Source organism: Bradyrhizobium sp. SZCCHNR1051 (assembly GCF_032489615.1).
GTDB lineage: Bacteria > Pseudomonadota > Alphaproteobacteria > Rhizobiales > Xanthobacteraceae > Bradyrhizobium.
In genome coordinates this window covers 277,869-302,280 of sequence record NZ_JAUEYJ010000005.1, presented here as the reverse complement: position 1 = coordinate 302,280, position 24,412 = coordinate 277,869, and the positions used below count along the sequence as shown (strand labels likewise).

Genomic DNA, 24,412 nt, shown 5'->3' with positions numbered 1-24,412 from the left:
ACGAGCCGGTCCCGGCTTCAGGTGAGACATGCGCGACCTCGACAAGGCGCTGGCGGACATCATTGCGATCCGCAGCCAGCTTGCGGCGGGCACGGCATTTCGCGGCTACGGGCCGGCGACGATGGCCGCGACCTCGGCCGTTGCGCTGGTCACGGCACTGCTTCAGCAGCTGTTTCTGCGCGACCCGACGGCGGACGCGTGGACGTTCCTGCTCGGATGGACGGCGGCAGCCTGTGTCTCGCTGACGATGATATGGTTCGAGATGCGGGCGCGGTCGCGCCGGCATCATTCCGGCCTTGCCGACGCGATGATCCACCAGGCGGTCGAGCAGTTCCTGCCGGCGGGCATCGCAGGCGTGCTGCTCGCGGTGCTCTTGTGGAAGTTCGCGCCGGAGGCGCTGTGGATGCTGCCGGGCCTGTGGCAGATCCTGATGTCGCTCGGCGTGTTCGCGTCGGTGCGCTCGCTGCCGCGCACGGTGGCGCTGGCCGGCGCGTTCTATTTTCTGGCCGGCTTCGCGGTGCTGCTGGTGGGCAGCGCCACGCATGCGCTGTCGCCATGGACGATGGGGCTTCCGTTCGCGATCGGACAGGGGCTGATGGCGGGCATTCTGTATTTTGCGACCGGAGAGTCCGATGTCGAAGACTGACGGCAGCGCGCCGTTCTCCTATGACGGCCTCGATCGCGTCATCCACGAGAAGGCCCGGCTCGGCCTGCTCACCTCGCTGATGGCGCACCCGAAGGGTCTCGCTTTTGCCGACCTCAAGCAGCTCTGCGGGCTGACCGACGGCAATCTGTCGCGGCACCTGCAGGTGCTGCAGGAGGCCGGCCTCGTCGAGGTCACCAAGGGCTATGAGGGCAATCGCCCTCACACCACTTGTCGGCTGACCAAGGCGGGACGCCGCCGCTTCCTCGATTATCTCGCCGTGCTCGAGCGCCTCGTCCGCGACGCCGCGGCCGCGGCCGGCAAGGAGCATACGCCATCGTCGGTCGGCCTGATCCCCGGCCGCGTCTGAATCGCGCATCGCATTTTTTTGACCTGGAGCTTTGCAATGCAAAGTAGTCTGCAACCGAAATCGCCTGCTGTGTCGGATGGCCTGCATGTCGGCATCATCATGGACGGCAACGGCCGCTGGGCGACGCGCAAGGGCTTGTCGCGGCTGCGCGGGCACGAGGCGGGCGTCGACGCGATCCGTCGCGTCGTCGAAGCCGCGCCCGACCAGGGCATCGGGACGCTGACGCTGTATGCGTTCTCCAGCGACAATTGGCGACGCCCGCGTGCCGAGGTCGCCGCCTTGATGGCGCTGTTGCGGGTCTATCTCGCCAGCGAGGTGGAGTCGCTGGTGCGCAACGGCGTCCGCCTCACGGTGATCGGCCGCCGCGACCGGCTGCCCGGCGGCATCGCCGACGCCATCGGCCGGGCCGAAGCGGCAACCCGCAATGGCAGCACCCTGCACCTGCGCATCGCCGTCGACTACTCGGCGCGCGACGCGATCCTCGAGGCCGCAGCGAAGGCCCGCGAGATCGACGGCCTGACGCGTGCGGCGTTCTCCGACCTCGTGACGGGCGAAGCCGGCTTGCGCGACGTCGACCTGATCATCCGCACCTCCGGCGAGCAGCGCCTGTCCGATTTCCTGCTCTGGGAAGGCGCCTATGCCGAGCTGCATTTCACCCAGCGGATGTGGCCCGATTTCGATGCCGCAGATCTGGCGCAGGCGCTCGCCTCGTTCCGCGGCCGCGAGCGTCGCTTCGGCGGCCTCGAGGCGGTGCCGCTGGCGCCGGCACCGGTCTCCTGACGCCCACGCAATCTTTCCGTGCATCGGGGAATCATCTACCGCTTGCAGCACGAGCGCAGAGATCCCCTGATGAAGCACAAGCCGCGCCGGCCCGCCGGCAAGCCCCCGGTCAAATCCGGATCGATGGGCCACAGCGATACGCCTGATGCGCTGTGTGCCGCCGCCCTGCGGCTGCTGCGCGCCGGACAGCTCGAGCAGGCCGAGGATGCGTGCCGCCGCGCCCTGACGCTGGATGCGGCTTCCATCGACGCGCTACGTGCGATGGGCCGGGTCTGCCTGGCGCTCAGGCGCGCCGATGATGCGATCGAGTGGTTTGCCCGCGCCGTTCGGCAGGACGTTTCCGCAGCGGAGTCCTTCGTCGGCTTGGCGCAGGCGCTGCGGGACTCCGGCCGCGTCGATGAAGCGATCAAGGCCTATGATCGCGCGCTGCAGCTGCAGCCGGATGCGGTGGAGAGCTGGGATGCGCTTGGCGAACTGCTGCAACTGAGGGAGCGGCACGCCGAGGCGGCGCTGGCCTGCGATCGGCTGCTGCAGCTCGCGCCCGATCGTGCCGCGACGTGGTTTCGTCTCGGCGAGGTGCTCGAAGCCCAGGGCCGGCGTGACGAGGCGGCGCTGGCCTTCGATCAGATGGCACAGCTCAAGCCAGATCATGTCGAGGCGGCCAACAAGGCCGGAGCGCTTCATTTCGATGCTGGCCACTACGAGCAGGCCATCTCGCGCTTCGGGCAGTCGCTGGCGGTGATGCCGGATCAGGCGGGCGTGCTGTACCTGAAGGGCATCGCGCTGCGGCGGCTGCGCCGCTACCAGGAAGCCGAGACTCTCGGCCATCGCGCGCAGGTGCTGGCGCCTGACAATCCCGACTTCGCCAATGGCTATGGATGCATCCTGCAGAACCTCGGCCGTCATGATGACGCCGTCGCCATGTTCGACAAGGCGATCGCGCTCCGGCCGCAGACCGCGGATTTCCACAATCATCGCGGCACGTCGCTGGCCGAGCTGCATCGCTTCGCAGAGGCGTTCGAAAGCTTCGATCGCGCCGTCGCGTTGAAGCCTGATCTGGCCGATGCGCACTGGAACGCGGCGCTGTTCCGGCTGTTGACCGGCGACTTCGCCCGTGGCTGGGCGGCGCGCGAATGGGGACGAAAATGTCGCGCCGTCGGCTTCGTCGAGCGCACCTTCGAGGCGCCGCTGTGGCTTGCGGATGCGCCCCTCGCCGGCAAGACGATCCTGCTCCATAGCGACGAGGGGCTCGGCGACACGATCCAGTTTTCGCGCTACGCCACAATGGTGGCCGCGCAGGGCGCGCGCGTCGTGCTCGAGGTCGACGCGCCGCTGCAGCCGCTTCTGTCCGGCCTGGATGGCGTGGCGCAGTGTCGTGCCCGCGGCATCGATGCGTTGCCTGCCATCGACTATCACTGTCCGCTGTCGAGCCTGCCGCTCGCGTTTGACACTCGGCTCGACACGATCCCTGCCGCGCCGTGCTATCTGCCGCGCCCTCCCGAGGCGCGCCGGGCGATCTGGGAACAGCGACTCGGTCCGCATGACCGCTTGCGGGTGGGCCTGGTCTGGTCGGGCAACCCCGCGCATCTCAACGATCACAACCGTTCGATGCCGTTGCCGACGCTCGCGCCGCTGTTCGAGATCGGCGCGCGGTTCGTCAGTCTGCAGAAGGAGCCTCGGCCGTCCGACAAGGCCGCGCTCGCCGCGCGCGACGATATTCTCGATCTCACCGCCGACATCGGTGACTTCGTCGATACCGCGGCGCTGATCGATAATCTCGACCTCGTCATCACCGTCGATACCAGCGTGGCGCATCTGGCCGGCGCGCTGGGCAAGCCGACCTGGATCATGCTGCCCTTCACGCCGGACTATCGCTGGCTGCTCGGCCGTGACGACAGTCCGTGGTATCCGAGCGTGCGGCTGTTCCGCCAGGATGCGCGACGTGACTATGCCGACGTCGTCGCGCGCGTTCGCGAGGCGCTCGCCGCACAGCTCGCGACGTTCAGCCCCTGATGAACGCTTGAGCATCGACCAACGCCATAACTGAAATGTGATTGGCTGGCTGAGCCGCCGGCGCGTGCCGCCTGATGGCGATTGAGCTGCGTCAACGGATTTCTGCGTGCGTATGGCAAACGGAACGCCTGCTTCAGCGACGAAGGCGTTTTTGGAATGAATCAGCAGGAATCCGAGCTCGTCAGCGACATCCGGCCCGTTCAGGACGTGCGTGCTGAGCCCGGCGCTGTCGTTCCCGCGTCGGCGGTGCCTGTTCCCGTGTCCCATCAGCCGCGGCGCAGGTGGGCGTTGTGGCCGCTTCTGCTGCTCGTGCTCGCTGGCGGAGTCGCCGGCGGTGGCGGTTATGTCTGGTGGCAGCGGCTGCATCCGCCGCTGCCGCTCGGCATCAGCGTCAGCAACGGTCGCATCGAGGCTGACCAGATCGACATCGCGACCAAATTTGCCGGGCGCGTCGCCGAGCTGCGCGCCGATATCGGTGATCGCGTCGAGGCCGGGCAGATCGTGGCGCGGATGGACACGAAGGAGCTGCAGCAGTCGCTGTCGAAGGCGCAGGCCCAGGCCGAGCAGGCGCAGCACGTCGTCGATCAGGCCCGCGCCAATCTCGCGCAATTGCAGGCGCACAAGACGCTCGCCGAGCAGGAGATGGAGCGCACGCGCAGCCTGCTGCAGAACGGCTGGACCACACGCGAGCTGGCCGATCAGCGTCAGCAGGCGCTCGACAATGCCACCGCCGGCCTCGCCGGCGCGCAGGCGCGAATTTTCGAAGCCGAACGCGGGCTCGAAGCGGTTCGTCACGACGTCGCGCTCTACACCGTCCAGATCGCCGACAACTCCCTGATCGCGCCGAAGCCCGGCCGCATTCAATATCGTCTCGCCAATGTCGGCGAAGTCCTCGCCGTCGGAGGCAAGATCTTCACCATGCTCGACATCGGTTATGTCTACATGGACGTGTTCCTGCCGACCGAGGAGGTCGGCAAGGTCAAGATCGGCACCGAGGCGCGCATCGTGCTCGACGCCTATCCGGATCGTCCGATCCCGGCGAAAGTGTCGTTCGTGGCGAGCCAGGCGCAGTTCACGCCGAAGACGGTCGAGACCCGGAGCGAGCGCGACAAGCTGATGTTTCGCATCCGTGTGCGCGTCGATCAGGACAGATTGGCCGCGCACGCCGATGCCGTGAGGAGCGGGTTGCCGGGCGTGGCGTATGTCCGGTGGAATCCGGACGTCGCATGGCCGGCGCGTCTGCAAGTGTCGCCATGACGGCTGACACGATCGGCGATGCGCCTCCGGTCGCGATCGTCAGGAACGTCTCGCAGCGCTATCGAGACGTCGTCGCGCTCGACGATGTCTCGATCGATATTCCCACCGGCCGCGTTGTCGGGCTCATCGGTCCCGATGGCGTCGGCAAGTCGTCGCTGCTGTCGATCCTGGCCGGCGCGCGCGCGATCCAGGGCGGGCCGGCGCGCGTGCTCGGCGTCGACATGGCGGACCGGCGCGCCCGCACCCAGGTGTGTCCGCGGATCGCCTACATGCCGCAGGGCCTCGGCAAGAATCTCTATCCCGATCTCAGCGTGCGCGAGAACATCGCGTTCTTTGCCCGGCTGTTCGGCCAGTCGAGGTCCGAGCGCGAGTGGCGCATCGCCGAGCTGATGGAAGCGACGGCGCTGTCCGATTTCGCCGACCGGCCGGCGAAAAAGCTGTCCGGCGGCATGAAGCAGAAGCTCGGCCTGTGCTGCTCGCTGATCCATGATCCCGATCTTCTCATCCTTGACGAGCCGACCACCGGCGTCGATCCGCTGTCGCGCCGGCAATTCTGGGACCTGATCGACCGCCTGCGCGCGCGCAGCACGGCGGACATGAGCGTCATCGTCGCGACCGCCTATATGGAGGAGGCCGAGCGTTTCGACTGGCTGATCGCGATGAACGACGGGCGCATCCTCGCGACCGGCACGCCGGCGGAGCTCAAGGCGCAGACCAAGGCGGCGTCGATCGAGGACGCGTTCGTCGCGCTGCTGCCCGACCGCCCGGCGCGCGACCGGGCCGAGATGCCGGCGAAGTCCGAGCTCGACGGCAGCCAAGAGACCGTGATCGTCGCGCGCGACCTGACCTGCCGCTTCGGCGATTTCACCGCGGTCGACCGCGTGAATTTCCAGATCCGCAAGGGCGAGATCTTCGGCTTCGTCGGCTCGAACGGCTGCGGCAAGACCACGACGATGAAGATGCTGACGGGGCTGCTGCCGCCCACCGAAGGAGAGGCGCTGATCTTCGGCCGCTCCATGGAGGCCGGCAATCATGAATCGCGCAGCCGCGTTGGCTACATGTCACAGGCCTTCTCGCTCTATGGCGAGCTCACGGTGCGGCAGAACCTGGTGCTGCATGCGCGGCTGTTCCATCTGCCGCTGGCCGCTGCCGGGAAGCGGATTGCCGAACTGGTCGAGCGCTGCGACCTCACCGACCATATCGACAGCCTCGCGGCCGATCTTCCGCTCGGCATCCGCCAGCGCCTGTCGCTCGCGGTGGCGATCGTCCACGGACCCGATCTGCTGATCCTGGACGAGCCGACGTCGGGCGTCGATCCGGTCGCGCGCAATCAGTTCTGGCGCCTGCTGATCGAACTTTCGCGTCAGGATGAGATGACGATCTTCGTCTCCACGCATTTCATGAACGAGGCGGCGCGGTGCGACCGGCTGTCGCTGATGCATGAGGGGCGGGTGCTGGCGACCGATACGCCGGACGGGCTGATCCGCGCCAAGGGCGCGCAGACGCTGGAGCAGGCGTTCATCGCCTTCCTCGAGCAGGATGCCGGCGTCGCCGATCCGCCGGTCACGCTGACCCAGGCGAAGCCCGATCCGCGTCTCGTCGATCGGCCGCAGGACGACCGGGGGCAGGCCGCCTTCAGTCTGCGGCGGCTGCTCGCCTATACGATCCGCGAAGGTCTCGAGCTGATCCGGGACCCGATCCGGCTGATGTTCGCGCTGTTCGGAACGGCGTTCCTGATGATCGTGATCGGCTTCGGCATCTCCACGGACGTCAACAACCTGACCTTCGCCGCGCTCGATCGCGATCAGTCGCCGGAGAGCCGTGCCTATCTGTCGGAGCTCAGAGGCTCGCGCTATTTCGTCGAAAGGCCACCGCTCGCGGACTATGCCGAGCTCGAACGGCGGATGAAGAGCGGCGACATCAAGGCCTCGATCGAAATCCCGCCGAACTTCGGTGTCGATATCAAGCGCGGCCGGCCGGCCTTCGTGTCGGCCTGGATCGACGGCGCGATGCCGTTCCGCGCCGAAACCATTCGCGGATATCTCGAGGGCACGCATCAGCTCTATCTCTCCGATCCCGCCGTCAAGACGACGCAGCCGTTGCCGGCCTCGTCGGTCAATGTCGAGATCAGGTTCAAGTACAACCAATCCTTCGACAGCATCTACGCGATGGCCCCAAGCACGATCGCTCTGCTGCTCGCGCTGTTTCCGGCCATCCTGATGGCGCTCGCGGTCGTGCGCGAAAAGGAGCTGGGGTCGATCACCAATCTCTATGTCACGCCGGTGACGCGGCTCGAATTCCTGCTCGGCAAGCAGCTGCCTTACATCGCCGTCGCGCTGGTGAACTTCGTGCTGATGTATGTGATGGCGACGGTCCTGTTCCGCGTGCCCCTCAAGGGGGCCCTTCTGCCGCTGATGGTCGGTACGTTCGTCTATGTCGTCACCACCACCGGCTTCGGCATGCTGATCTCGACCTTCTGCCGCACCCAGATTGCGGCTCTGTTCGGGACCGCCATCCTCACCGTGCTGCCCGCCACGCAGTTCTCGGGCATGCTGGTCCCGGTGTCGTCGCTGTCCGGTGTGGCCAAGCTGATCGGCATGGTCTTCCCGATGACGTACTACCGCCCGATCGCGGTCGGCACCTTCACCAAGGGGCTGGGCTTTGCCGATGTCGGCGCCGACATCCTGATCCTTTTGATCTTCATTCCCGTCCTGACCGGGTTCAGCCTGGTGATGCTGCCAAAGCAGGAGGCGTGAGCCATGATGCGCTCGCTCTCCAACGTGTTCTGGCTCGGAACCAAGGAGCTGCGCAGCCTGTTCGGCGACGTCGTGCTGATCGGGCTCGTGATCTATTCGTTCACGGTGGCGGTGATCAGCCAGGCGCAGAGCAGCTCGCAGGAGCTGCATCGCGCCTCGATCGCCGTCGTCGATGAGGACAGCTCCGAGCTGTCGCGTCGGATCGCCAGCGTATTCCAGCTGCCTTACTTCCAGCCGCCTGTCTACATCAGCCAGGGCGAGGTGGAGCGGCTCATGAACAGCGGCCGCTTCACGTTCGTGCTCGACATCCCGCCGAACTTCCAGCGCGACGTCCTTGCCGGGCGGAGGCCGTCGGTGCAGCTGAACGTCGATGCGACCGCGATGATCCAGGCGGGAATCGGATCCGGCTATGCGCTGCAGATCATCAACACCGAGGTCGCCTGGTTCGTGGCCCGATCCGAGACATCCTCGCCCTCCCCGGTCAATCTGGTGACGCGGATCGCGTTCAATCCCAATGTCACGACCGCCTGGTTCGAAGGCGTGATGGGCATCATCAACAGCGTCACCATGCTTGCGATCATCCTGGCCGGCGCGGCGCTGGTGCGCGAGCGCGAGCATGGCACCATGGATCATCTGCTGGTCATGCCGCTGTCGCCATTCGAGATCGCGATGTCGAAGATCTGGGCCAACGCGCTGGTGATCGCGGTCGCCGTCGCCACCGCGCTCTATGCCGTCGTGCGGTGGTATCTGCACGTGCCCATCATGGGCTCGATCCCGCTGTTCATGGTGGGCACCGTGCTCTATCTGTTCTTCGCGACCGCCGTCGGGTTGTTTCTCGGCACCATCGCGCGATCGATGCCCCAGCTGGGCCTGCTCTATATCCTCGTCGCCGTGCCGATGAACCTGTTGTCGGGCGGGATGACGCCAGTGGAAAGCCAGCCGGTGTGGCTCGCCACGATCATGAAGGCGTCGCCGTCGACGCATTTCGTGTCGTTCGCCCAGTCGATCCTCTATCGCGGCGCCGGCATCGATGTGGTGTGGCCGCAATTCGCTGCAGTCGCCGCCATCGGCGCCGTGGTCCTGGCGCTGACCTTGCGGCGCTTCCGGGCGGCGATCGCGGCGGCCTGACCTGCCCTCGACCCCAACAAAAAAGCCTCGGCACTGGGCCGAGGCTTTTCCTTGAATGGCGTCGCTATGGATGACGGCGATCAGTAGCGCGCGGCCACCGGGCCACCAAACTTGTAGTTCACGCCGACCCGGACCGTGTGGAATGAGAAGTCCTGGGACAGGCGCTCGACGTAGTTCGAGCCGGGCGGGGCGAAGGTGCTGCCCGGGACGTAGGCCGAAGTGTAGTTGATGCTGCCGAGGTCGGTGTAGAGATACTCTGCCTTGACGGTCCAGTTCGGCGCAAACGCATGCTCGACACCGGCGCCGACCGTCCAGCCGACCCGCGTCTCGTTGGCCGAGGCGGTCTTGGTGTAGCCGTTCGCCGAAGTCAGATCCCAGCTGCCCTTGACGTTGCCGACGGCGAGACCGCCGGTGACGTAGAACAGCGTTGTATCGACCGCGTAGCCGGCGCGGCCGCGCAGGGTCATGAACCAGTCGTTCCGGATGCTCTCGTTGAAGGTGCGGGTCGTGGGCGGGTTGGCCGCCGTGTAGACCGTCCGTTTGTTGAGGTCCGATCCGTTGATGTCGGCCTCGATGCCGAAGACGCCGGCACCGCTCTGCCAGTTGTAGCCGGCCTGCAGACCGCCGAGCACGCCGGCTGGATTGAGCCGGTTGTTGCTGATGTTGACGAACTGATTCTGGAAGGCGGCGCCTTCGACCGCCCAGCTGCTGGTCTGGTCCAGCGTCGTGTTCAAGTTCGACCGGCCCCAGCCGTAGCCTACGCTGCCGCCGAAGTAGAAGCCGGTCCAATTGTAGATCACGGCCGGGGGAGGAGCCTTGGTGTAGCGGGCCGGCAGATCCGCGGCGAATGCGCCGAGCGAGCTGGCGAGGAGCAAAGAGACGGCTGAGGCAAGGGTCTTCATCGGTCACAATCCTCAATTAAAATGTGCAACATTGAGACAAGCTTTTCTCACAATTTGGCCTGTTAGGCTGTAGTCCAACTACAACACTCGTGATCGTAGGTGTCTGTGACGGCGTCACTTTCTGCGCGTATGGTCTTAACCTTAAGTCATTGTAAATCCGGATGGGCGGTCAACTGATACCGACCTCTTTCCACGAACCGGACAATCCGCCGCAGTGCGTTAGGCAACGATTCGCCAACCATCCGGACACGCTGTCCCGCCCGCTAACGATTTCGCAAAGCGCGCACGTGCACCTTCGGCGCGTCCTGGAGGACGGAGAGGGGAGTGCATCATGAACGGGGAAGCGGTTCTCGAGAACGTAAGGCGCTATCGGACCATCGCCTCCTTGTACCGCCAGACCGCGGCATTTCGCCCGCATCAGCGCGACTCGCTGCTGATGCAGGCCGCCGAATGGGAAAGCCGTGCGGTCGCCGAGCTCGAGGATTATTTCGTCGCTCGCCAGGCGCCGTCGCAACCGCCGGCGAACATCAACTACAATATGAGCCATCACGGGGCCTCCTATCGGCCGTCGCACCGGCAGATGGCGGCCGCGTAGTTCTTCGGACACAGCGCGTCATTCCCGCGGCGCGATCGGCGCCCGAGCTACAGCGAGGGAGTTGTCACAGCGCGTCTCCATATCATCTGCCGACCGGGGTCTGGCGCAGGACTTGCTGGGTCTGATTTCAGCCTCCGCCATGGATGGACCTGAATGAGATCGCTCGGGCGCGACCGCGGCATGTGTGCCTGGGATGATTTCGCCCGGTCGTCGACCGATGCCCGGCTGTCGCTGGCGCAGGCGCGATCGGGGCAGATTCCGCCATTCCTGCTGCTCTCGGTGCCCGGCATGAGCGCCGGCGAGCATCGCCTTTGCTCCGAGTTGTGGACCCGCGACCGGATCGCCGCCAGCGGCGCTGAGCGGGCGCGGCTGGATTTTCGCTTCGATCTGACATTCCGCGACAAGCTTCGTGTCGGATACCTTTCAAACGACTTCCACGACCACGCCACGGCGCATCTGCTGATCGAAGCGCTCGAGGCGCATGACCGCGATCGCTGCGAGCTGCACGCCTTCTCATTCGGCGCCGACGATCGCGGCGCCATGCGGGGCCGGCTGCACGCCGTCTTCGACGGCTTCCATGACGTGACCGCGCTGAACGACAGCGCCGCCGCAGCCGCGGTGCATGCCGCGCAGATCGATATTCTGGTCGACCTCAAGGGCTATACGCGCGGTGCTCGGACCGGAATCCTGATGCTGCATCCGGCGCCGGTCCAAGTGAATTTCCTCGGCTATCCCGGGACGCTGGGCGGCGGCATCTGCGACTACATGATCACCGATCCGTTCATGACACCGCTGGCCGTTGCGGCCGATTATTCGGAGAGTTTTGCCTACATGCCGCATTCGTACCAGCCGCACGGCCGGGCAGCACTGGGCCCGGCGCCGACCCGTGCGGAGGTCGGCCTGCCGGACGCCGGCATCGTGTTCTGCTGCTTCAACCAGGCCTACAAGTTCACGCCCGCGGTGTTCGACCTGTGGTGCCGCCTGCTCGACGCGACGCCGGACAGCGTGCTGTGGCTGCTGGCGTCCGATCGGGCCGAGGGCAATCTGCGCGGCGAGGCGCTTCGGCGCGGCGTGGCGCCCGGTCGCCTGGTGTTCGCGCCGGAAGCGACGCAAGGCGAGCATCTGCGCCGGCTCCAGCTCGCCGATCTCGTGCTCGACACCGCGCCCTATGGCGCCCACACCACGGCGAGCGACGCGCTGTGGGCTGGCGTGCCGATCGTGAGCTGCGCCGGGCACACGTTTGCCTCGCGGGTCGCCGGCAGCCTGTTACATGCGGTCGGATGTCCCGAGCTCATTGCATCGGACGAGGCCGACTATCTGGCGGTGGCGCTGACGCTCGCCGCCGAGCCGGATCTGCTGCAGGCGGCCAAGGCCAGGCTCTGGCGCAACCGGCTGGCCGCGCCGCTGTTCGACGCTGCCGCCTATGCCCGGTCGCTGCAGGATCTCTACGACCAGATGTGGCACCGCCGCCGCAGCGGCGGCGCGCCAGGGCCGATCTGGGCGTCGAAGTCTTGAGCAGGGACGAGGTGGGCTTGCTGCGCCTTACTGCGCCGCCATGCGTGCGGCAGCGAGGATCCCGATCAGGGCCGTCAGCGCGCCGACGCTGGTCGCGTTGATCGCGACGAGCGACGCGAAATTGGAGTCGGCGACCTTCATCAGCGGCTCGCCAAGGCGGGGATCGATCAGCAGATAGGACACGAATGGCAGTCCCAACAAAGGCAACGACATCAGGCGTTCCGCTGGCCGGAACAGCAGCGCGCCGAGCAGGGCGCAAGGCAGCAAGAACAGCTCGACGCCGCTCTGCACGCCGAACAGCTTGACGGAGAACACCGTGTTGACCGTGCCGGTCAGGACCATCAGGGCGCGGCCGGCGAACGGATTGCGCCGCGCGAGCATAGGCGCGCTGGCGAACAATGGCGCCGTGAGCAGCGTCAGCCAGGCCGGCCACGCCGCCGTGCCCACGGTGGCATGGAGATAGAGCGGATAGAACGGCTGGTTGGAGACGATGACCAACGCGACCTTGGCGGCGATGTCGGACTGCGGGTCATCGGCCGACGCATAGGCCTGCACGGCGGCCAGCCCGCGTGAAAACATCTCGGCCATTCAAGTCCCTCAGCTCCGCAAGAAGGTGCGCATCACCGCCCGGAAACGCGCGTGCCCGCAAGCCGGATCATGCGTCGCGCATCGCACGGTCAAGAGTTCAGTGCGGTCCGCAGCATGCGTGCGAGATCGGCGCTCTGATACGGCTTGGTGAGCAGCAGCAGGCCGGCATCGAGGCGGCCGTGGTGAACGATCGCGTTCTCCGTATAGCCGGACGTGTACAGCACCTTGAGGCTGGGACGCCGCTTCAGCGCCTCGATCGCGAGCTGGCGGCCGTTCATGCCGCCGGGCATGATGATGTCGGTGAACAAAAGGTCGATGCGGACCGGACTATCGATCAGGGCGAGCGCCTCGTCGGCCTTGCTGGCCGCGAGCGTGGTGTAGCCGAGCCGCTTGATCTGGGCGATGACATATTCGCGCACCAGCGAATCGTCCTCGACGATCAGGATCGTCTCGTCGCCGCGCTCCATGCCCTCGGCGCTGACGGTTGATAGTGCCGCATCCGCATCGGTATTGGCCTGCGGCAGGTACAGCTTGACCGAGGTGCCGTGCCCCGGCTCGCTGTAGATCTTGATGTGTCCGTTGGACTGCTTGACGAAGCCGTAGACCATGCTCAGCCCGAGGCCGACGCCCTTGCCGACATCCTTGGTGGTGAAGAACGGCTCGAACACCTTGTCGAGCAGGTTGGCGGGGATGCCCTCCCCGGTGTCGCTGACCGCGATCATCACGTAATTGCCGGGGATCACCTCCGGGTTCATGCGCGCATAGGCGGCGTCGAGCAGGACGTTCTTGGTTTCCAGGGTCAGCTTGCCGCCGTCCGGCATGGCATCGCGCGCGTTGAGCGCGAGGTTCAGGATCGCGGTCGACAGCTGGCTGGGGTCGATCATGGCCGGCGCCGAATCGTGCGCCAGCATGGATTCGATCTCGATCTGCTCGCCGAGCGTCCGGCGCAGCAGGCGGGCGGTGTCGACCACCATGCCGTTGATGTCGACGCTGCGCGGCTGCAGCGGCTGGCGCCGGGCGAAGGCCAGGAGGTGCTTCGTCAGATCGGCGCCGCGCGCCGCCGCCGAGTTGATCAGGCTGGTGATCTGCACCAGCTGCGGACGGTCCTTCACCGCGTCGGCCAGGATCTCGATGGTGCCGGTGATCACGGTCAGGATGTTGTTGAAGTCGTGGGCGACGCCGCCGGTGAGCTGACCGATCGCTTCCATCTTCTGTGCCTGCCGCACCTGCGCCTCGGTGGCCTCGATCTCCTGGAAGCGCTTGACCATGGCTTCGGCGGTGCGCCGCTGCCGCGTCTCCTCCTCGAGCTGCGCATAGGCGTTACGCAGCTCGGCGCGGGACGGCATCGTCAGCACCCGCGGCAGCATCAGCAGCAGCGCCGAGGCGATGCCGATCGACATGAAGGCCAGGAAGCCCTTGGTGGCCGCCTCCAGGCTGTAGGCCGGAACCCAGATCGTGAGCACCTCGATGAGGCGTGTCATCCCGCACACGGACACCCACAGCGCGAAGGCCCAGAAGATGTAGCTGAACTGAAAGTCGCGGCGGCGATAGACGATGAAGGCGAGCACGAACGCGATGGTGAAGAAGGCGAACGAGATGAGGATGTCGGACACCGTGTTCACCCAGATCAGCTCAGGTGTCCACAGCAGGCACTCGCCGTGCGGCGTGAGCATCGACATGTCCGATATCCTCAAAAGTGTAGCCGGCGGACCGTGTCGCCCCCGCGGCGCGGTCGGTTCCCTTAGCAGAACATCGAATTTCCGCTGAGCACACAAGGGTTCTGACTGTCGCGGCGCGCGCATTCGGTAGAGGGGCACCGCAGGCATAGGCTTCGCGCGTTGACGCGGATTGCGTACGGCCGAGCTTGTGTCGGGCGCTCCGTTCGATATAAGCGGCTTGACGATCTGTACCAATCGGTACAGAGTATGCGAGTTGGTACACAAGGAGATGTCCCGTGAGCACTCTCGCCCCGCCGTTTACGCTGCAGACCGCGACCCAGAAGGTGCGCATGGCCGAGGATGGCTGGAACAGCCGCGACCCCGAGCGCGTGTCGCTGGTCTACACGCCCGACAGCCGGTGGCGGAATCGCGCCGAGTTCATCACCGGCCGTGCCGAGATCGTCGCCTTCCTCACCCGCAAATGGGCCAAGGAGCTCGACTACCGCCTGATCAAGGAGATCTGGGCCCACAGCGACGACCGGATCGCGGTGCGCTTCGCCTATGAGTGGCACGACGACAGCGGCAACTGGTTTCGCTCCTATGGCAATGAGAACTGGGAGTTCGATGCGCAGGGGCTGATGCAGCGCCGCTACGCCTGCATCAATGACCTGCCGATCAAGGCGGACGATCGCAAATTCCACTGGCCTCTCGGGCGCCGGCCGGACGATCATCCCGGCCTGACCGAATTGGGACTTTGAAGCAGGCAGAGCCATGCGGACGCTCAACGAGCGCGCTGACGTCATCCCGCTGATCGCCGAGGTGTTCCGCGAGTTCGGCTTCGAGGGCACCTCGCTCAGCCGGATCACCGAGACGACGGGACTGGGCAAAGGCAGCCTCTATCACTTCTTTCCAGGCGGGAAGGACGAGATGGGGCGCGCGGTGCTGGCGCATGTCGACGCCTGGTTCGAGCGCGAGATCTATGCGCCGCTGCGCGATGATCCGCCGGAGCAGTCGATCCCGCGGATGTGGCGCGGCGTCGACGGCTATTTCCGCTCCGGCCGCCGCGTCTGCCTCGTCGGGGCGTTTGCGCTCGACGAGACGCGGGATCGTTTCGCGGCCGCCATCGCCAGCTACTTCACGCGCTGGATCGAGGCCTTGCGCGAGGCGCTGGTCCGCGGCGGCTGGCCGGCGGCGCGGGCCGCCGATAGCGCCGAGGAGGTGGTGCTCGGCATCCAGGGCGCACTGGTGCTGGCGCGCGCGACCGGTGATGCGGCCGTTTTCGGCCGCGCGCTGACGCGGTTCCAAGCGCGCCTGCAACGATCATCTGTCATCTGACTCCCGAAACGCCGGCGGCGTCTGCCTCCGCAAGCGGCAAATGGCGGGCTGAAATATCGGCGCGCGACTCTCGTGAAATCGTGGTTGTCTTGGGCAACGTCTCGCGCAGCGGCGACATTCTGGGAGGTCCGGCATGAACGGCTTAGGTGGTCTCAACAAATCCGACAACGGCGTGGTCATCGGGCTGGTGCAGCTTCAGCTTCCCGTGGTCGCGACCAAAGAGGACCTCGCGCGGCAGACCGAGAAGATCGTCTGGATGGTCGGCAAGGCCCGGCGCAATCTCGGCACCATGGATCTCGTCGTCTTCCCCGAGTACTCGCTGCACGGCCTGTCGATGGACACCAATCCGGAGATCATGTGCCGGCGCGACGGGCCTGAGGTCGCAGCCTTCAGGCAGGCCTGCATCGACAACAGGATCTGGGGCTGCTTCTCCATCATGGAGCACAACCCCGACGGCAACCCCTACAATTCGGGTCTGATCATCGACGACCACGGCGACATCAAGCTGTATTACCGCAAGCTCCATCCGTGGATTCCGGTCGAGCCATGGGAGCCCGGCGATCTCGGCATCCCCGTGATCGAGGGACCGCGTGGCGCCAAGATCGCACTCATCATCTGCCATGACGGCATGTTCCCGGAGATGGCGCGGGAATGCGCCTACAAGGGCGCCGAGATCATGATCCGCACCGCCGGCTACACCGCGCCGATCCGCGACAGCTGGCGCTTCACCAACCAGGCCAACGCGTTCCAGAACCTGATGGTCACCGCCAATGTCTGCATGTGCGGCTCCGATGGCTCGTTCGATTCCATGGGCGAGGGCATGATCGTCAATTTCGACGGCAGCATTCTCGCGCACGGCACGACGGGGCGGCCCGACGAGATCATCACCGCCGAGGTGCGCCCCGATCTCGTGCGCGAGGCCCGCATCAACTGGGGCGTCGAGAACAACATCTATCAGCTCTGGCACCGCGGCTATGTCGCGGTGAAAGGCGGCGCGATGGACTGCCCTTACACCTTCATGCACGACATGGTCGCCGGCACCTATCGATTGCCGTGGGAGGATCAGGTCAAGATCACCGACGGCACGTCCTGCGGCTTCCCGGCGCCGACGCGCGTGTTCGGCAAGCTCGGCAAGGCGGCGGAGTGAAGCGCACCGGACGCGGCGGGTCGCGGATGACGCTGCCGGAACCTTGACAAGCCGATCGATTGCCAATTATTTTATACTTAAAATAATCTGGCGGACAGGTCCATCATGAGTGCATCGGCGAAGGTGATCCCCCGCGACTGGCTCGACTGGCCGTTCTTCGAGCCGCGTCACCGCGCCCTTTGCGACCAGCTCGACCGCTTCGTCGGCTCCGGCGTCCTCGACGACGTCGATCACGGCGACGTCGACACCGCCTGCCGCAAGATCGTGCGCGCGCTTGGTGCCGCAGGCTTGCTCGACAGCGCCGTCGTGGCGCCCGATGCGGATGCCGGCGCGATCGACTCGCGCGCGATCTGCCTGTCGCGCGAAACCCTCGCTTATGCCGACGGCCTCGCCGATTTCGCCTTCGCCATGCAGGGCCTCGGCTCCGGCGCGATCGCGCTCGGCGGCTCGCCGGAGCTGCGTGCCAGCGTGCTGCCCAAGGTGCGCTCCGGCGAATGGCTCGCGGCCTTCGCGCTGTCCGAGAAGGAGGCGGGCTCCGACGTCGCCGCGATGGCCTGCGCGGCGCGGCTGGACGGCGATACTTACGTGCTCGATGGCGAGAAAACCTGGATCTCCAATGGCGGGATCGCCGACGTCTACACGCTGTTCGCCCGCACCGCCGAGGCGCCGGGCGCGCGCGGCATCTCCGCCTTCGTCGTGTTTCCAGATGATCCCGGTTTCTCCGTCGCCGAGCGCATCGAGGTGATCGCACCGCATCCCCTGGCGACGCTCCGCCTGCAGAATTGCCGCATCCCGGCCAGCCGCCGGCTCGGCGCGCCCGGCGGCGGCTTCAAGCTGGCGATGCAGACGCTCGACATCTTCCGTGCCTCGGTGGCGGCTGCGGCCCTCGGCTTCGGTCGCCGCGCCCTCGACGAGGCGCAGGCGCATGCCTCGAGCCGGCAGATCTTCGGCGGCGCGCTGGCCGACCTGCAGATGACGCAGGCCGCATTCGGCGACATGGCGACCGAGACCGATGCCGCGGCGCTGCTGACCTACCGCGCGGCCTGGCGCCGCGACGTGCAGAAGCTGCCGACCACGCGCGAGGCGGCGATGGCCAAGCTCGCCGCCACCGAGACCGCCCAGCGCGTCATCGACCGCGCCTTGCAGATGTTCGGCGGCCGCGGCGTCCGCAAGGGCGAGATCGTGGAGAGCCTCTACCGCGAGATCCGCGCGCTGCGCATCTACGAAGGCGCGACCGAAGTGCAGAAGCTGATCGTCGCGCGCGAGTTCCTGAAGGCGCGGGCCGGCGTGGTGCGCGGCTGAGGCGCGCTGCGCGTCAGGCCCGCAGACGCAAGGGCGCCTGCCAGCCGGGATCTCCGTCGCACGCAGCCTCGCCCATGGTCACGCGGCGGCCTCGGTCGTCACGCAGCAGTTGGATTTCGATCTCGTCGAAGGCGAAGCGAGCGATCACCTGCAATGGGTCGACCACCCGTTTTCCGAACGTCCACGGATCGGAGTTTCCGCGCGGCATGGGAAACGCGAAAGGACGCGAGGGGATGCGGAAGAGAAGGCGGCCATCCCAGGACTCGCGATCGCGCAGCTCAGGTTGCCGCATCAAGCCGACATGACTCAGATAGGCTTGGTAGGCCTGCTCTCGTAGCGAGATGGTCACCCTGAAGCCCGTGAAGTCGATGTCGCCTCGCATGTACTGATCGTAGACCAGTGCCTCCTTCACCTCGACGCTGCCCAGTGAGCTGCCGCTCTCGTCCGGCCGAAAAAAGAAGGAGCGGTCCGAACACATGTGATCGTAAGGGACGATGTCGTAGCGCGGCGGTCGCTGCGTCAAAGCCCGATCCAGGACGCTGCAAAAGCCGATGTCGTCGATGTAGCCGCGGACAGGCTCGCAAAAGAGTCCTTTGGGGGGCAGCGACGTTCCATCGAGACGACCGACCACGACCAGGAGCCAGCGTCCCTCGGCAGCGTCCGGCAGGATCAAGGGCGAATTCGTCATCGTGTCGCTTTCTTGCAGGACTGCGGCGCGCCGATCAACCTCTCGCCGCGCGTACTGGAGTCTGCGCTATGGTTCTGAGCGCAACGTTGCGCCATCGCCGCTGCTCCAGGCCGTGAAGATCGAGATGGTTCGACGCGGCACATCTTCATGCCGCCCTAGGGCTGCTGCGATGGTGGCACGCGACGATCAGAATGCTCGCGCCAGTGAAAAGATACTTCCTGCACATACGTGCTCCCGGGGCAAGGCGATGACAATGCGTTCGGCAGCTTCCCAAATCGATGGAAGCCCATCTTTGAACACTCCCCGCTATGGGACATCACCCCGCACGTTCTACGTCATAGCTTCGCGAGTATCGCCAACGACCTCGGCTTTACCGAGGTAACCATCGCTGCGCTCGTGGGGCATGCCAAAGGTTCGGTGACCAGCAAGTACATCCATATGCTTGATACGGCGCTCACCATCGCGGCAGACACAATCTCTGGCTACATTCAAGGCCTCCTTGACGGAACGGATTTTAACCAAACGGCGCGTGCTTTGGACCGAAGTTCTCGAAAGCCGCTCTCGTCCGCTTCCTACAGAGGGCTTCTTCGTGCGGTGAACTCGAAGAGACCGAGGGAGATAGCGACTTAGCCGCGTAATCCAACACGTACAACTTGGTAGCTGAGCCAGCACGCCGAGACGCTGCGACGTCGAGATCCGCTGCCTCGAACCCGACCGCGTCTTCACGTGGAAGTCGGAGGCGTACCTGCTCTGGATACTTCGCCCCCGACCTCTTTCGCAGGAAAATATTTGAGCTCTCCGAGGGCTTGCGATCAAGAAATCTGCTGATCAACGGCACCATCTCCTCCGCTTTATCCTTGAGCAACGTGCGACGCTGAGGTCTCTCAGGTCGGAATGGCGACGGCTGAGCTCTCCGGCTTGAACAATCATTGCGCGGGATGAGCCGTGGTCTGCGGGTGGTCCTCGCCGGTTGGTTCGGCACGGGTTGGTTGCTCCCCGCGCAAATTCGAGACCGCGCGGGTGGCCGGTTCCCCTTCCGCGCGGTTGCGTCCTTTTCCGGCTTGAAGATCCTCCGGATCCGCAACCATGCCGCCAAAGGCCGCAGCCGTGCTGCAGCCGAGGGCCGGATCGGCAGCATTGTCGGCGAAGATACCGCGATTGAAGCCATCCGACAGATGGCAGCGAACGGAGCTGATGAGAAGGCGATCGATGTGAACACGCGTCGCGTGGTGCATTGCCGAGGCAACGTCGTGCCTGACGTGGGAGCGATCCACGCCGGCTCGGATGATGGAATGCTCGATCGCCGCCGTGCATGGCCCCGGCGGTCCTTCGATCCAGGCACGGACGCTTTCAGGGCGGCCATTCGCCGTCGCGGCCACGAAGTGTTCGACGCCGGAACTCGCCGTAGAACAGCGTCCTGCAGGTACATCGTAGACGTAATGAACGGTCTCACCTGCGAGCTGCGGTGGCGGTGCCGTCCGGTCCACAGCGCAGCCTGCAGCCAGCACCGCGAGGGCGATGGCGAGGCCGCTTCTGATCGGTGCCATGTTTATCGCTCCTTGGAGGACCGTCATTCGATCAGGAAGCCGGCATCGCCACGCAATCTCCGGCCCGGCACCGGCACCTCGATCGGGCCTGCCCCGGGGCGGGTCGTTCCAAGACGGCCGAATATGATGCGCTCAAGCTCGGAAGGCGGCCCGACGAAGTCGGTCGGGACCGGTATGCGTGCCGATTCGCTGATCGGGCGAACGATTGTCGGCGTGACGATGATGATTAGTTCGGATTCGTTCTTCCGGAACTGTGTCGACCTGAACAGAGCCCCCAGTACCGGCAGGTCGCCCAGCCCCGGCAACATGTCCAGGCCGGTGTTGAACTTGTTCTGCAGTAGTCCGGCGATTACGAAGCTCTCCCCGCTGCCGAGCTCGACTGTGGTCTCCGCCCGCCGGGTAATCAGGCTCGGGACGCGGGCGCCGTTCATGATCAGGGCGCCTTCGTTCGAGAGCTCGCTGACCTCGGGCTTGACCTGCAGGTTGACCAGACGATCGGAGAGCACCGTCGGTGTGAACTCCAGTCCCACGCCGTAGCGACGAAAGTCGATCGAGATGCGGTCCAGCCCTTGGGCGACGGGGATCGGAAATTCGCCGCCTGCCAGGAAGTTCGCCTTCTGACCCGAAACAGCGGTGAGCGTCGGTTCTGCCAGGATTGAAACCAGTCCCTCCTGAGCGAGCGCATCCACGATGGCAGTCACGCTGTAGCTGCCATTTGCCGGCGTATTGATCCTCCCTGAGGCGGCCGACGAGAGCCCAAAGCTGAAGCCACCGGCCGAGCCTGCGGCCTCCCAGTTGACGCCGAGTTGCTTCACCGCGTTGCGCGAGACTTCGGCAATACGGACCCGCAGGTTCACCTGCGTGCTCCCGCCGATCTTCAACTGATTGAGCAGCACCTCGTCCTCGCCGAGGAACTGCGCGCAGGTGGAGCGAACCTTCTCGGCGATGTCGGCGTTGGGCACCAGCCCGCTCAGCACCGCGCCGCGCGGCGTCCGCGACAGCCTGACGTCGAGGTCTGCGAATTGAGCTCGCAGCAGCTGCCGTAGATCACTCTCGTCATAGGCAATCGCAATCCGGAACGTCGCGACGGTCGCGCCGGAATCGTCGAGCGCGAAGAGCGTCGTATGGCCGGGCTTTTTGCCGAAAACGAAGACGCGGTTGGCGGCCGCGACCTGGACGTCCGCAACAGCCGGCTCGGCGACGAAGACCTTGGAAGCCGGACGGGGCAAGGTCAGCATCTCGCCCTGAGACGCGTAGATCCGCACCTGTTGCCGCGCGTTGGATGATGCCGGCGCGCAATGAACCAGCATCATAAGGATCACCACGATCGAGGTCAGCCAGGCGGATGGCGAAATTCGAAACGGTCCCATCGTCAGCGCCGCATCGCCGAGAGCATCTCGAGATTGAGCCTCACGTCCTCTTCCCGAAGGTCGACCCGCGCAAGCTTGGCGGCGCCATCGCGATCTCCGCTCAGCGCCATAGCGATCACGAGGTTCTGGCGTGCACGAGGCGAGGCGCTCTCACCGAGCGCGATCGGCCGCAGAACCGTCATCGCGTCGGCGTACCGGCCCGTCAAGGTAAGCGACAGGCCCAGATTGTTGCTTGCGATCATGTCGGCGGGAGCGATTGCGAGCACCTGACGATAGGCTGTCTGAGCTTCGTCATGGCGGCCGAGCATGTCGAGAGCCACTCCGAGGCCGTTGAGCGCCGGAATGTTCTCGGGGTCCGAGGCGAGCACGCTGGTAAAGATTGCCAGGGCGGGCTCGGCCTGATGTCTGGCGAGCTCGCTTCGCGCTTTTCTGATTCGATTGTCCTTGTCTTCCATCCCGGCGACTTGGTTGGCGGGAGCTTCTGCGGCTGCCGTGGAGGCCGGGAGATTGCGACCCTCGACCGAGGCGCGTGCGGTCGCGGGCGTCGGCACCGGTCCGCCAATGTCTGGGCTCAGCGACGAACAGGCGCAGAGCAGACCGGCGATGCTGCCAGCCAGCGCCATTCGCCTGCAAACACCGGCACTTGGTTTCAGATGGTTGTTGAACGCGGTTTCCCGGCCTTCAGAGCTACGCATGTACTTCCTACGGATATTGCACTGTCTTATAGTTCAGGTCTCGAAACCTCGCAGGTGTCGTCGCGGGTTGACTGGTTCATTGCATCGCCGGGATCGGGGAAGGTTCAGTCTGCTCGCGTGATTCATCCAATCCAAGGACGGCGATCGGCTCGACCCGAAAGTCCTTTGAGATTTCCTGATAGGAGAGCACGACCACATTGAGACCGGACGGCGCAAGCAGTGTCCAGACCACCCGGCGCAGGTCGGCGGAGGCCAGTACAATACTCGGCGATGCGGCAAGGTGATCGACGTCGGCAAGCTGCCGGGTCAACGCATCAAGCAGGCGCGTGCTGACGGCAGGATCGAGAGACGTCTGAGCGTTTTCATCGAGGGCGTGCACGGCCGTTCGGATCGCTTCCTCTGTCCGTCGATCAAGCACGAAGCAGCGCAAGGTCCGATCAAAGCCTGAGCTTTCGAAGCAGATCTGCCGGCGCAGCGCCAGCCGCACGTGCTCGACCAGCATGACGCTGCTCTGCTCCCGCATTCCCCACTCGGCCAGCGTCTCAAGAATCAGCCGCAGATTGCGGATGGAGACCCGCTCGTCGAGCAGCCGGCGAAGGACATCGGTGATGCGCTGTGTAGGGACCACACGCAAGGCCTCGCGCACCAAGTCGGCGTAGTCAGCCTCTAACTGGTTGAGCAGGCGCTTGGTCTCCTGTATGCCGAGGAACTCCGGCGCATAGCGGACAAGAACGCGCCGCAGCTCGGCATCGACTGCGGAGATGGCCGGTCCCCCCGCCGTTCGGGTTGCCGGCTGATCCAGTTCACCTGACGAGAGCAGAAGAGGCACGCCATGCAGCTCGATCCTGAAATGACCGGGCGCCAGGGCGCTGCTTTCGTCGACTGCCGCCCCTGGACAGGCGCATCCGAGCCAGTCTGCCACGTCCTGTCGTGTCCGCCTGATCCGATCATGAATACCGGCTCTCCGCAGTTCATCGCACAAGGCGGCTTCCGCGAGGATCATGATCGGTGCAGACTTAGCCACCGGGATAGCGATCCGCGAACTTCTCGCGGGCTCTGACGGGTCGGACCGTTGCGCCGTGCCGGAGGTTCGTTGTGCGCGCCGCCGAGCCAAGAGCATCGCAACGCCGGAGCCGCCGAACACGGTGGCCATAAAAAGGAAAATCGGCGCCGGAAAACCCGGTACGAACGCCAGCCCGAGCATCATGAGACCGGCCAGTTGCAGGGATTGCGGCTGCGACGTGATCTGCTCCATGATCTCGGAACCAAGATTGCTCGGCGCTTCTGTCGCAACCCGGGTCACCACCGTTCCCGCCGCCATCGACACGAACAGCGCCGGGACTTGGGAGACCAGGCCGTCGCCGATCGTCAACAACGAGTAGAGCTGGATCGCTTCGCTGATGCGCAGCCTGTGCTGCACGGTGCCGACAACGATGCCGCCAACGAGGTTGACGGCGATGATAATGAGACCGGCGATCGCATCACCTTTGACGAACTTCATGGCGCCGTCCATCGCTCCGTAGAGCTGGCTCTCGCGCTCCAGCCGGCGTCGGCGACGCCGGGCCTCGGCCTGGTTGATGTCGCCGTTGCGAAGGTCGGCATCGATGCTCATCTGCTTACCTGGCAGCGCATCGAGCGTGAATCGGGCAGCAACTTCGGCGACCCGTTCAGATCCTTTGGTGATGACGACGAACTGGACGATCGTGATGATCAGGAACACCACGAGCCCAACCACGACGTTGCTGGAAACGACGAACTCGCCAAAGGTCTGAACGATGGATCCGGCATCGGCCTGGCTGAGCACTAGGCGCGTAATGGTGATGGAAATCGAGAGCCGGAACACCGTGGATATGAGAATGATTGCCGGAAGTGCGGAGAATTCGACCGCGGCGTTCAAGTAGAACGCCACCATCAGCAACAGAATCGACGCGCCGATGTTGACGGACACCATGACGTCGACGAGCGCCGTCGGAATCGGCAGGATCATCGCCATGATCGTGGTGACGATCAGGAGGACGACGAGAAGCTCGCGCTTGTCGTTCGACCAGCGGGTCAAGCTCTCGACAATGGCCGTCATAGTCTGCGGTTCCATCCGAGCGGGATCGAAACCTTCGTCACATTGA

At 65.3% G+C, this 24,412-nt stretch carries 21 protein-coding genes and 1 pseudogene; 14 read left to right on the top strand and 8 right to left on the bottom strand.

Going from position 1 to position 24,412, the window contains the following annotated elements; genetic code table 11:
- The first annotated feature begins 28 nt into the window (after positions 1-28).
- From QW868_RS08285 to QW868_RS08255, 7 genes are all read left to right on the top strand, one after another.
- Positions 29-646: a hypothetical protein gene (locus QW868_RS08285; RefSeq protein ID WP_316230315.1), complete on the top strand. Its 618-nt coding sequence runs from the start codon at positions 29-31 to the stop codon at positions 644-646.
- Positions 633-1,013, top strand: a complete 381-nt coding sequence (locus QW868_RS08280) for a transcriptional regulator (RefSeq protein ID WP_315735483.1) — start codon at positions 633-635, stop codon at positions 1,011-1,013. Before QW868_RS08285 ends, QW868_RS08280 begins: the two co-directional genes overlap by 14 nt.
- Before the next feature lie 36 nt (positions 1,014-1,049).
- The gene (locus QW868_RS08275; protein ID WP_315756775.1) at positions 1,050-1,793 is read left to right on the top strand and encodes a di-trans,poly-cis-decaprenylcistransferase; all 744 of its coding nucleotides are present in this window, start codon (positions 1,050-1,052) and stop codon (positions 1,791-1,793) included.
- A 69-nt stretch (positions 1,794-1,862) separates the two neighbouring features.
- Entirely contained in the window at positions 1,863-3,806 is a 1,944-nt protein-coding gene (locus QW868_RS08270) for a tetratricopeptide repeat protein (protein ID WP_316230314.1), read from the top strand.
- Positions 3,807-3,962: 156 nt separating this feature from the next.
- Positions 3,963-5,063 carry an HlyD family secretion protein gene (locus tag QW868_RS08265; protein WP_316158643.1) on the top strand — a complete coding sequence of 367 codons (1,101 nt, stop codon included), beginning with the start codon at positions 3,963-3,965 and terminating at the stop codon, positions 5,061-5,063.
- Entirely contained in the window at positions 5,060-7,819 is a 2,760-nt protein-coding gene (gene rbbA, locus QW868_RS08260; RefSeq protein WP_316230313.1) for a ribosome-associated ATPase/putative transporter RbbA, read from the top strand. Before QW868_RS08265 ends, rbbA begins: the two co-directional genes overlap by 4 nt.
- A 3-nt stretch (positions 7,820-7,822) precedes the next feature.
- The gene (locus QW868_RS08255) at positions 7,823-8,947 is read left to right on the top strand and encodes an ABC transporter permease (RefSeq protein WP_316230312.1); all 1,125 of its coding nucleotides are present in this window, start codon (positions 7,823-7,825) and stop codon (positions 8,945-8,947) included.
- Positions 8,948-9,027: 80 nt separating this feature from the next.
- Here the strand turns inward: QW868_RS08255 and QW868_RS08250 are convergent, their stop codons facing one another.
- A complete protein-coding gene (locus tag QW868_RS08250; RefSeq protein WP_315773282.1) occupies positions 9,028-9,849 on the bottom strand; it encodes a porin family protein in 822 nt (273 codons plus the stop codon).
- 331 nt (positions 9,850-10,180) lie between these two features.
- Between QW868_RS08250 and QW868_RS08245 the strand changes: the two genes are divergently transcribed.
- Positions 10,181-10,444, top strand: a complete 264-nt coding sequence (locus QW868_RS08245) for a hypothetical protein (RefSeq protein WP_315775779.1) — start codon at positions 10,181-10,183, stop codon at positions 10,442-10,444.
- 153 nt (positions 10,445-10,597) lie between these two features.
- Positions 10,598-11,959 (top strand): UDP-N-acetylglucosamine-peptide N-acetylglucosaminyltransferase, encoded by a 1,362-nt coding sequence (locus tag QW868_RS08240; RefSeq protein ID WP_316230311.1) that lies wholly within the window; start codon positions 10,598-10,600, stop codon positions 11,957-11,959.
- A 27-nt stretch (positions 11,960-11,986) separates the two neighbouring features.
- Here QW868_RS08240 and QW868_RS08235 read toward each other — a convergent pair whose 3' ends face one another.
- Both QW868_RS08235 and QW868_RS08230 read right to left on the bottom strand, forming a co-directional pair.
- Positions 11,987-12,547: a hypothetical protein gene (locus tag QW868_RS08235; protein WP_315775777.1), complete on the bottom strand. Its 561-nt coding sequence runs from the start codon at positions 12,545-12,547 to the stop codon at positions 11,987-11,989.
- An 89-nt stretch (positions 12,548-12,636) separates the two neighbouring features.
- Entirely contained in the window at positions 12,637-14,226 is a 1,590-nt protein-coding gene (locus QW868_RS08230) for an ATP-binding protein (RefSeq protein ID WP_316177773.1), read from the bottom strand.
- Between the two features lie 275 nt (positions 14,227-14,501).
- Here QW868_RS08230 and QW868_RS08225 point away from each other — a divergent pair, with 275 nt between their 5' ends.
- The 4 genes from QW868_RS08225 to QW868_RS08210 all read left to right on the top strand — a co-directional run bounded on the left by QW868_RS08225 (position 14,502) and on the right by QW868_RS08210 (position 17,989).
- Positions 14,502-14,963: a nuclear transport factor 2 family protein gene (locus tag QW868_RS08225; RefSeq protein WP_315756784.1), complete on the top strand. Its 462-nt coding sequence runs from the start codon at positions 14,502-14,504 to the stop codon at positions 14,961-14,963.
- Positions 14,964-14,976: 13 nt separating this feature from the next.
- The gene (locus QW868_RS08220) at positions 14,977-15,540 is read left to right on the top strand and encodes a TetR/AcrR family transcriptional regulator (protein ID WP_316177771.1); all 564 of its coding nucleotides are present in this window, start codon (positions 14,977-14,979) and stop codon (positions 15,538-15,540) included.
- Positions 15,541-15,673: 133 nt separating this feature from the next.
- Positions 15,674-16,687, top strand: coding sequence for a formamidase (locus tag QW868_RS08215; protein ID WP_315735457.1), 1,014 nt, complete (start codon positions 15,674-15,676; stop codon positions 16,685-16,687).
- A 105-nt stretch (positions 16,688-16,792) separates the two neighbouring features.
- Entirely contained in the window at positions 16,793-17,989 is a 1,197-nt protein-coding gene (locus QW868_RS08210) for an acyl-CoA dehydrogenase family protein (protein ID WP_316177769.1), read from the top strand.
- A gap of 13 nt (positions 17,990-18,002) precedes the next feature.
- On the opposite strand, the gene QW868_RS08205 is transcribed toward QW868_RS08210, so the two are convergent.
- Complete coding sequence (locus tag QW868_RS08205; protein ID WP_316177767.1) at positions 18,003-18,677, bottom strand: hypothetical protein; 675 nt, start codon at positions 18,675-18,677, stop codon at positions 18,003-18,005.
- Positions 18,678-18,893: 216 nt separating this feature from the next.
- Here QW868_RS08205 and QW868_RS08200 point away from each other — a divergent pair.
- Positions 18,894-19,315: pseudogene (locus QW868_RS08200) on the top strand (tyrosine-type recombinase/integrase); the annotation flags it as partial.
- A gap of 288 nt (positions 19,316-19,603) precedes the next feature.
- Here QW868_RS08200 and QW868_RS08195 read toward each other — a convergent pair.
- The 4 genes from QW868_RS08195 to QW868_RS08180 all read right to left on the bottom strand — a co-directional run bounded on the left by QW868_RS08195 (position 19,604) and on the right by QW868_RS08180 (position 24,366).
- On the bottom strand, positions 19,604-20,224 hold the full coding sequence (locus QW868_RS08195; protein ID WP_316177765.1) for a hypothetical protein: 621 nt from the start codon (positions 20,222-20,224) through the stop codon (positions 19,604-19,606).
- 23 nt (positions 20,225-20,247) lie between these two features.
- Positions 20,248-21,534 (bottom strand): type II and III secretion system protein family protein, encoded by a 1,287-nt coding sequence (locus QW868_RS08190; protein WP_316230326.1) that lies wholly within the window; start codon positions 21,532-21,534, stop codon positions 20,248-20,250.
- Positions 21,535-21,596: 62 nt separating this feature from the next.
- Complete coding sequence (locus QW868_RS08185; RefSeq protein ID WP_316177761.1) at positions 21,597-22,289, bottom strand: tetratricopeptide repeat protein; 693 nt, start codon at positions 22,287-22,289, stop codon at positions 21,597-21,599.
- Positions 22,290-22,365: 76 nt separating this feature from the next.
- Positions 22,366-24,366: a flagellar biosynthesis protein FlhA gene (locus QW868_RS08180; RefSeq protein WP_316230310.1), complete on the bottom strand. Its 2,001-nt coding sequence runs from the start codon at positions 24,364-24,366 to the stop codon at positions 22,366-22,368.
- Positions 24,367-24,412: the final 46 nt, after the last annotated feature.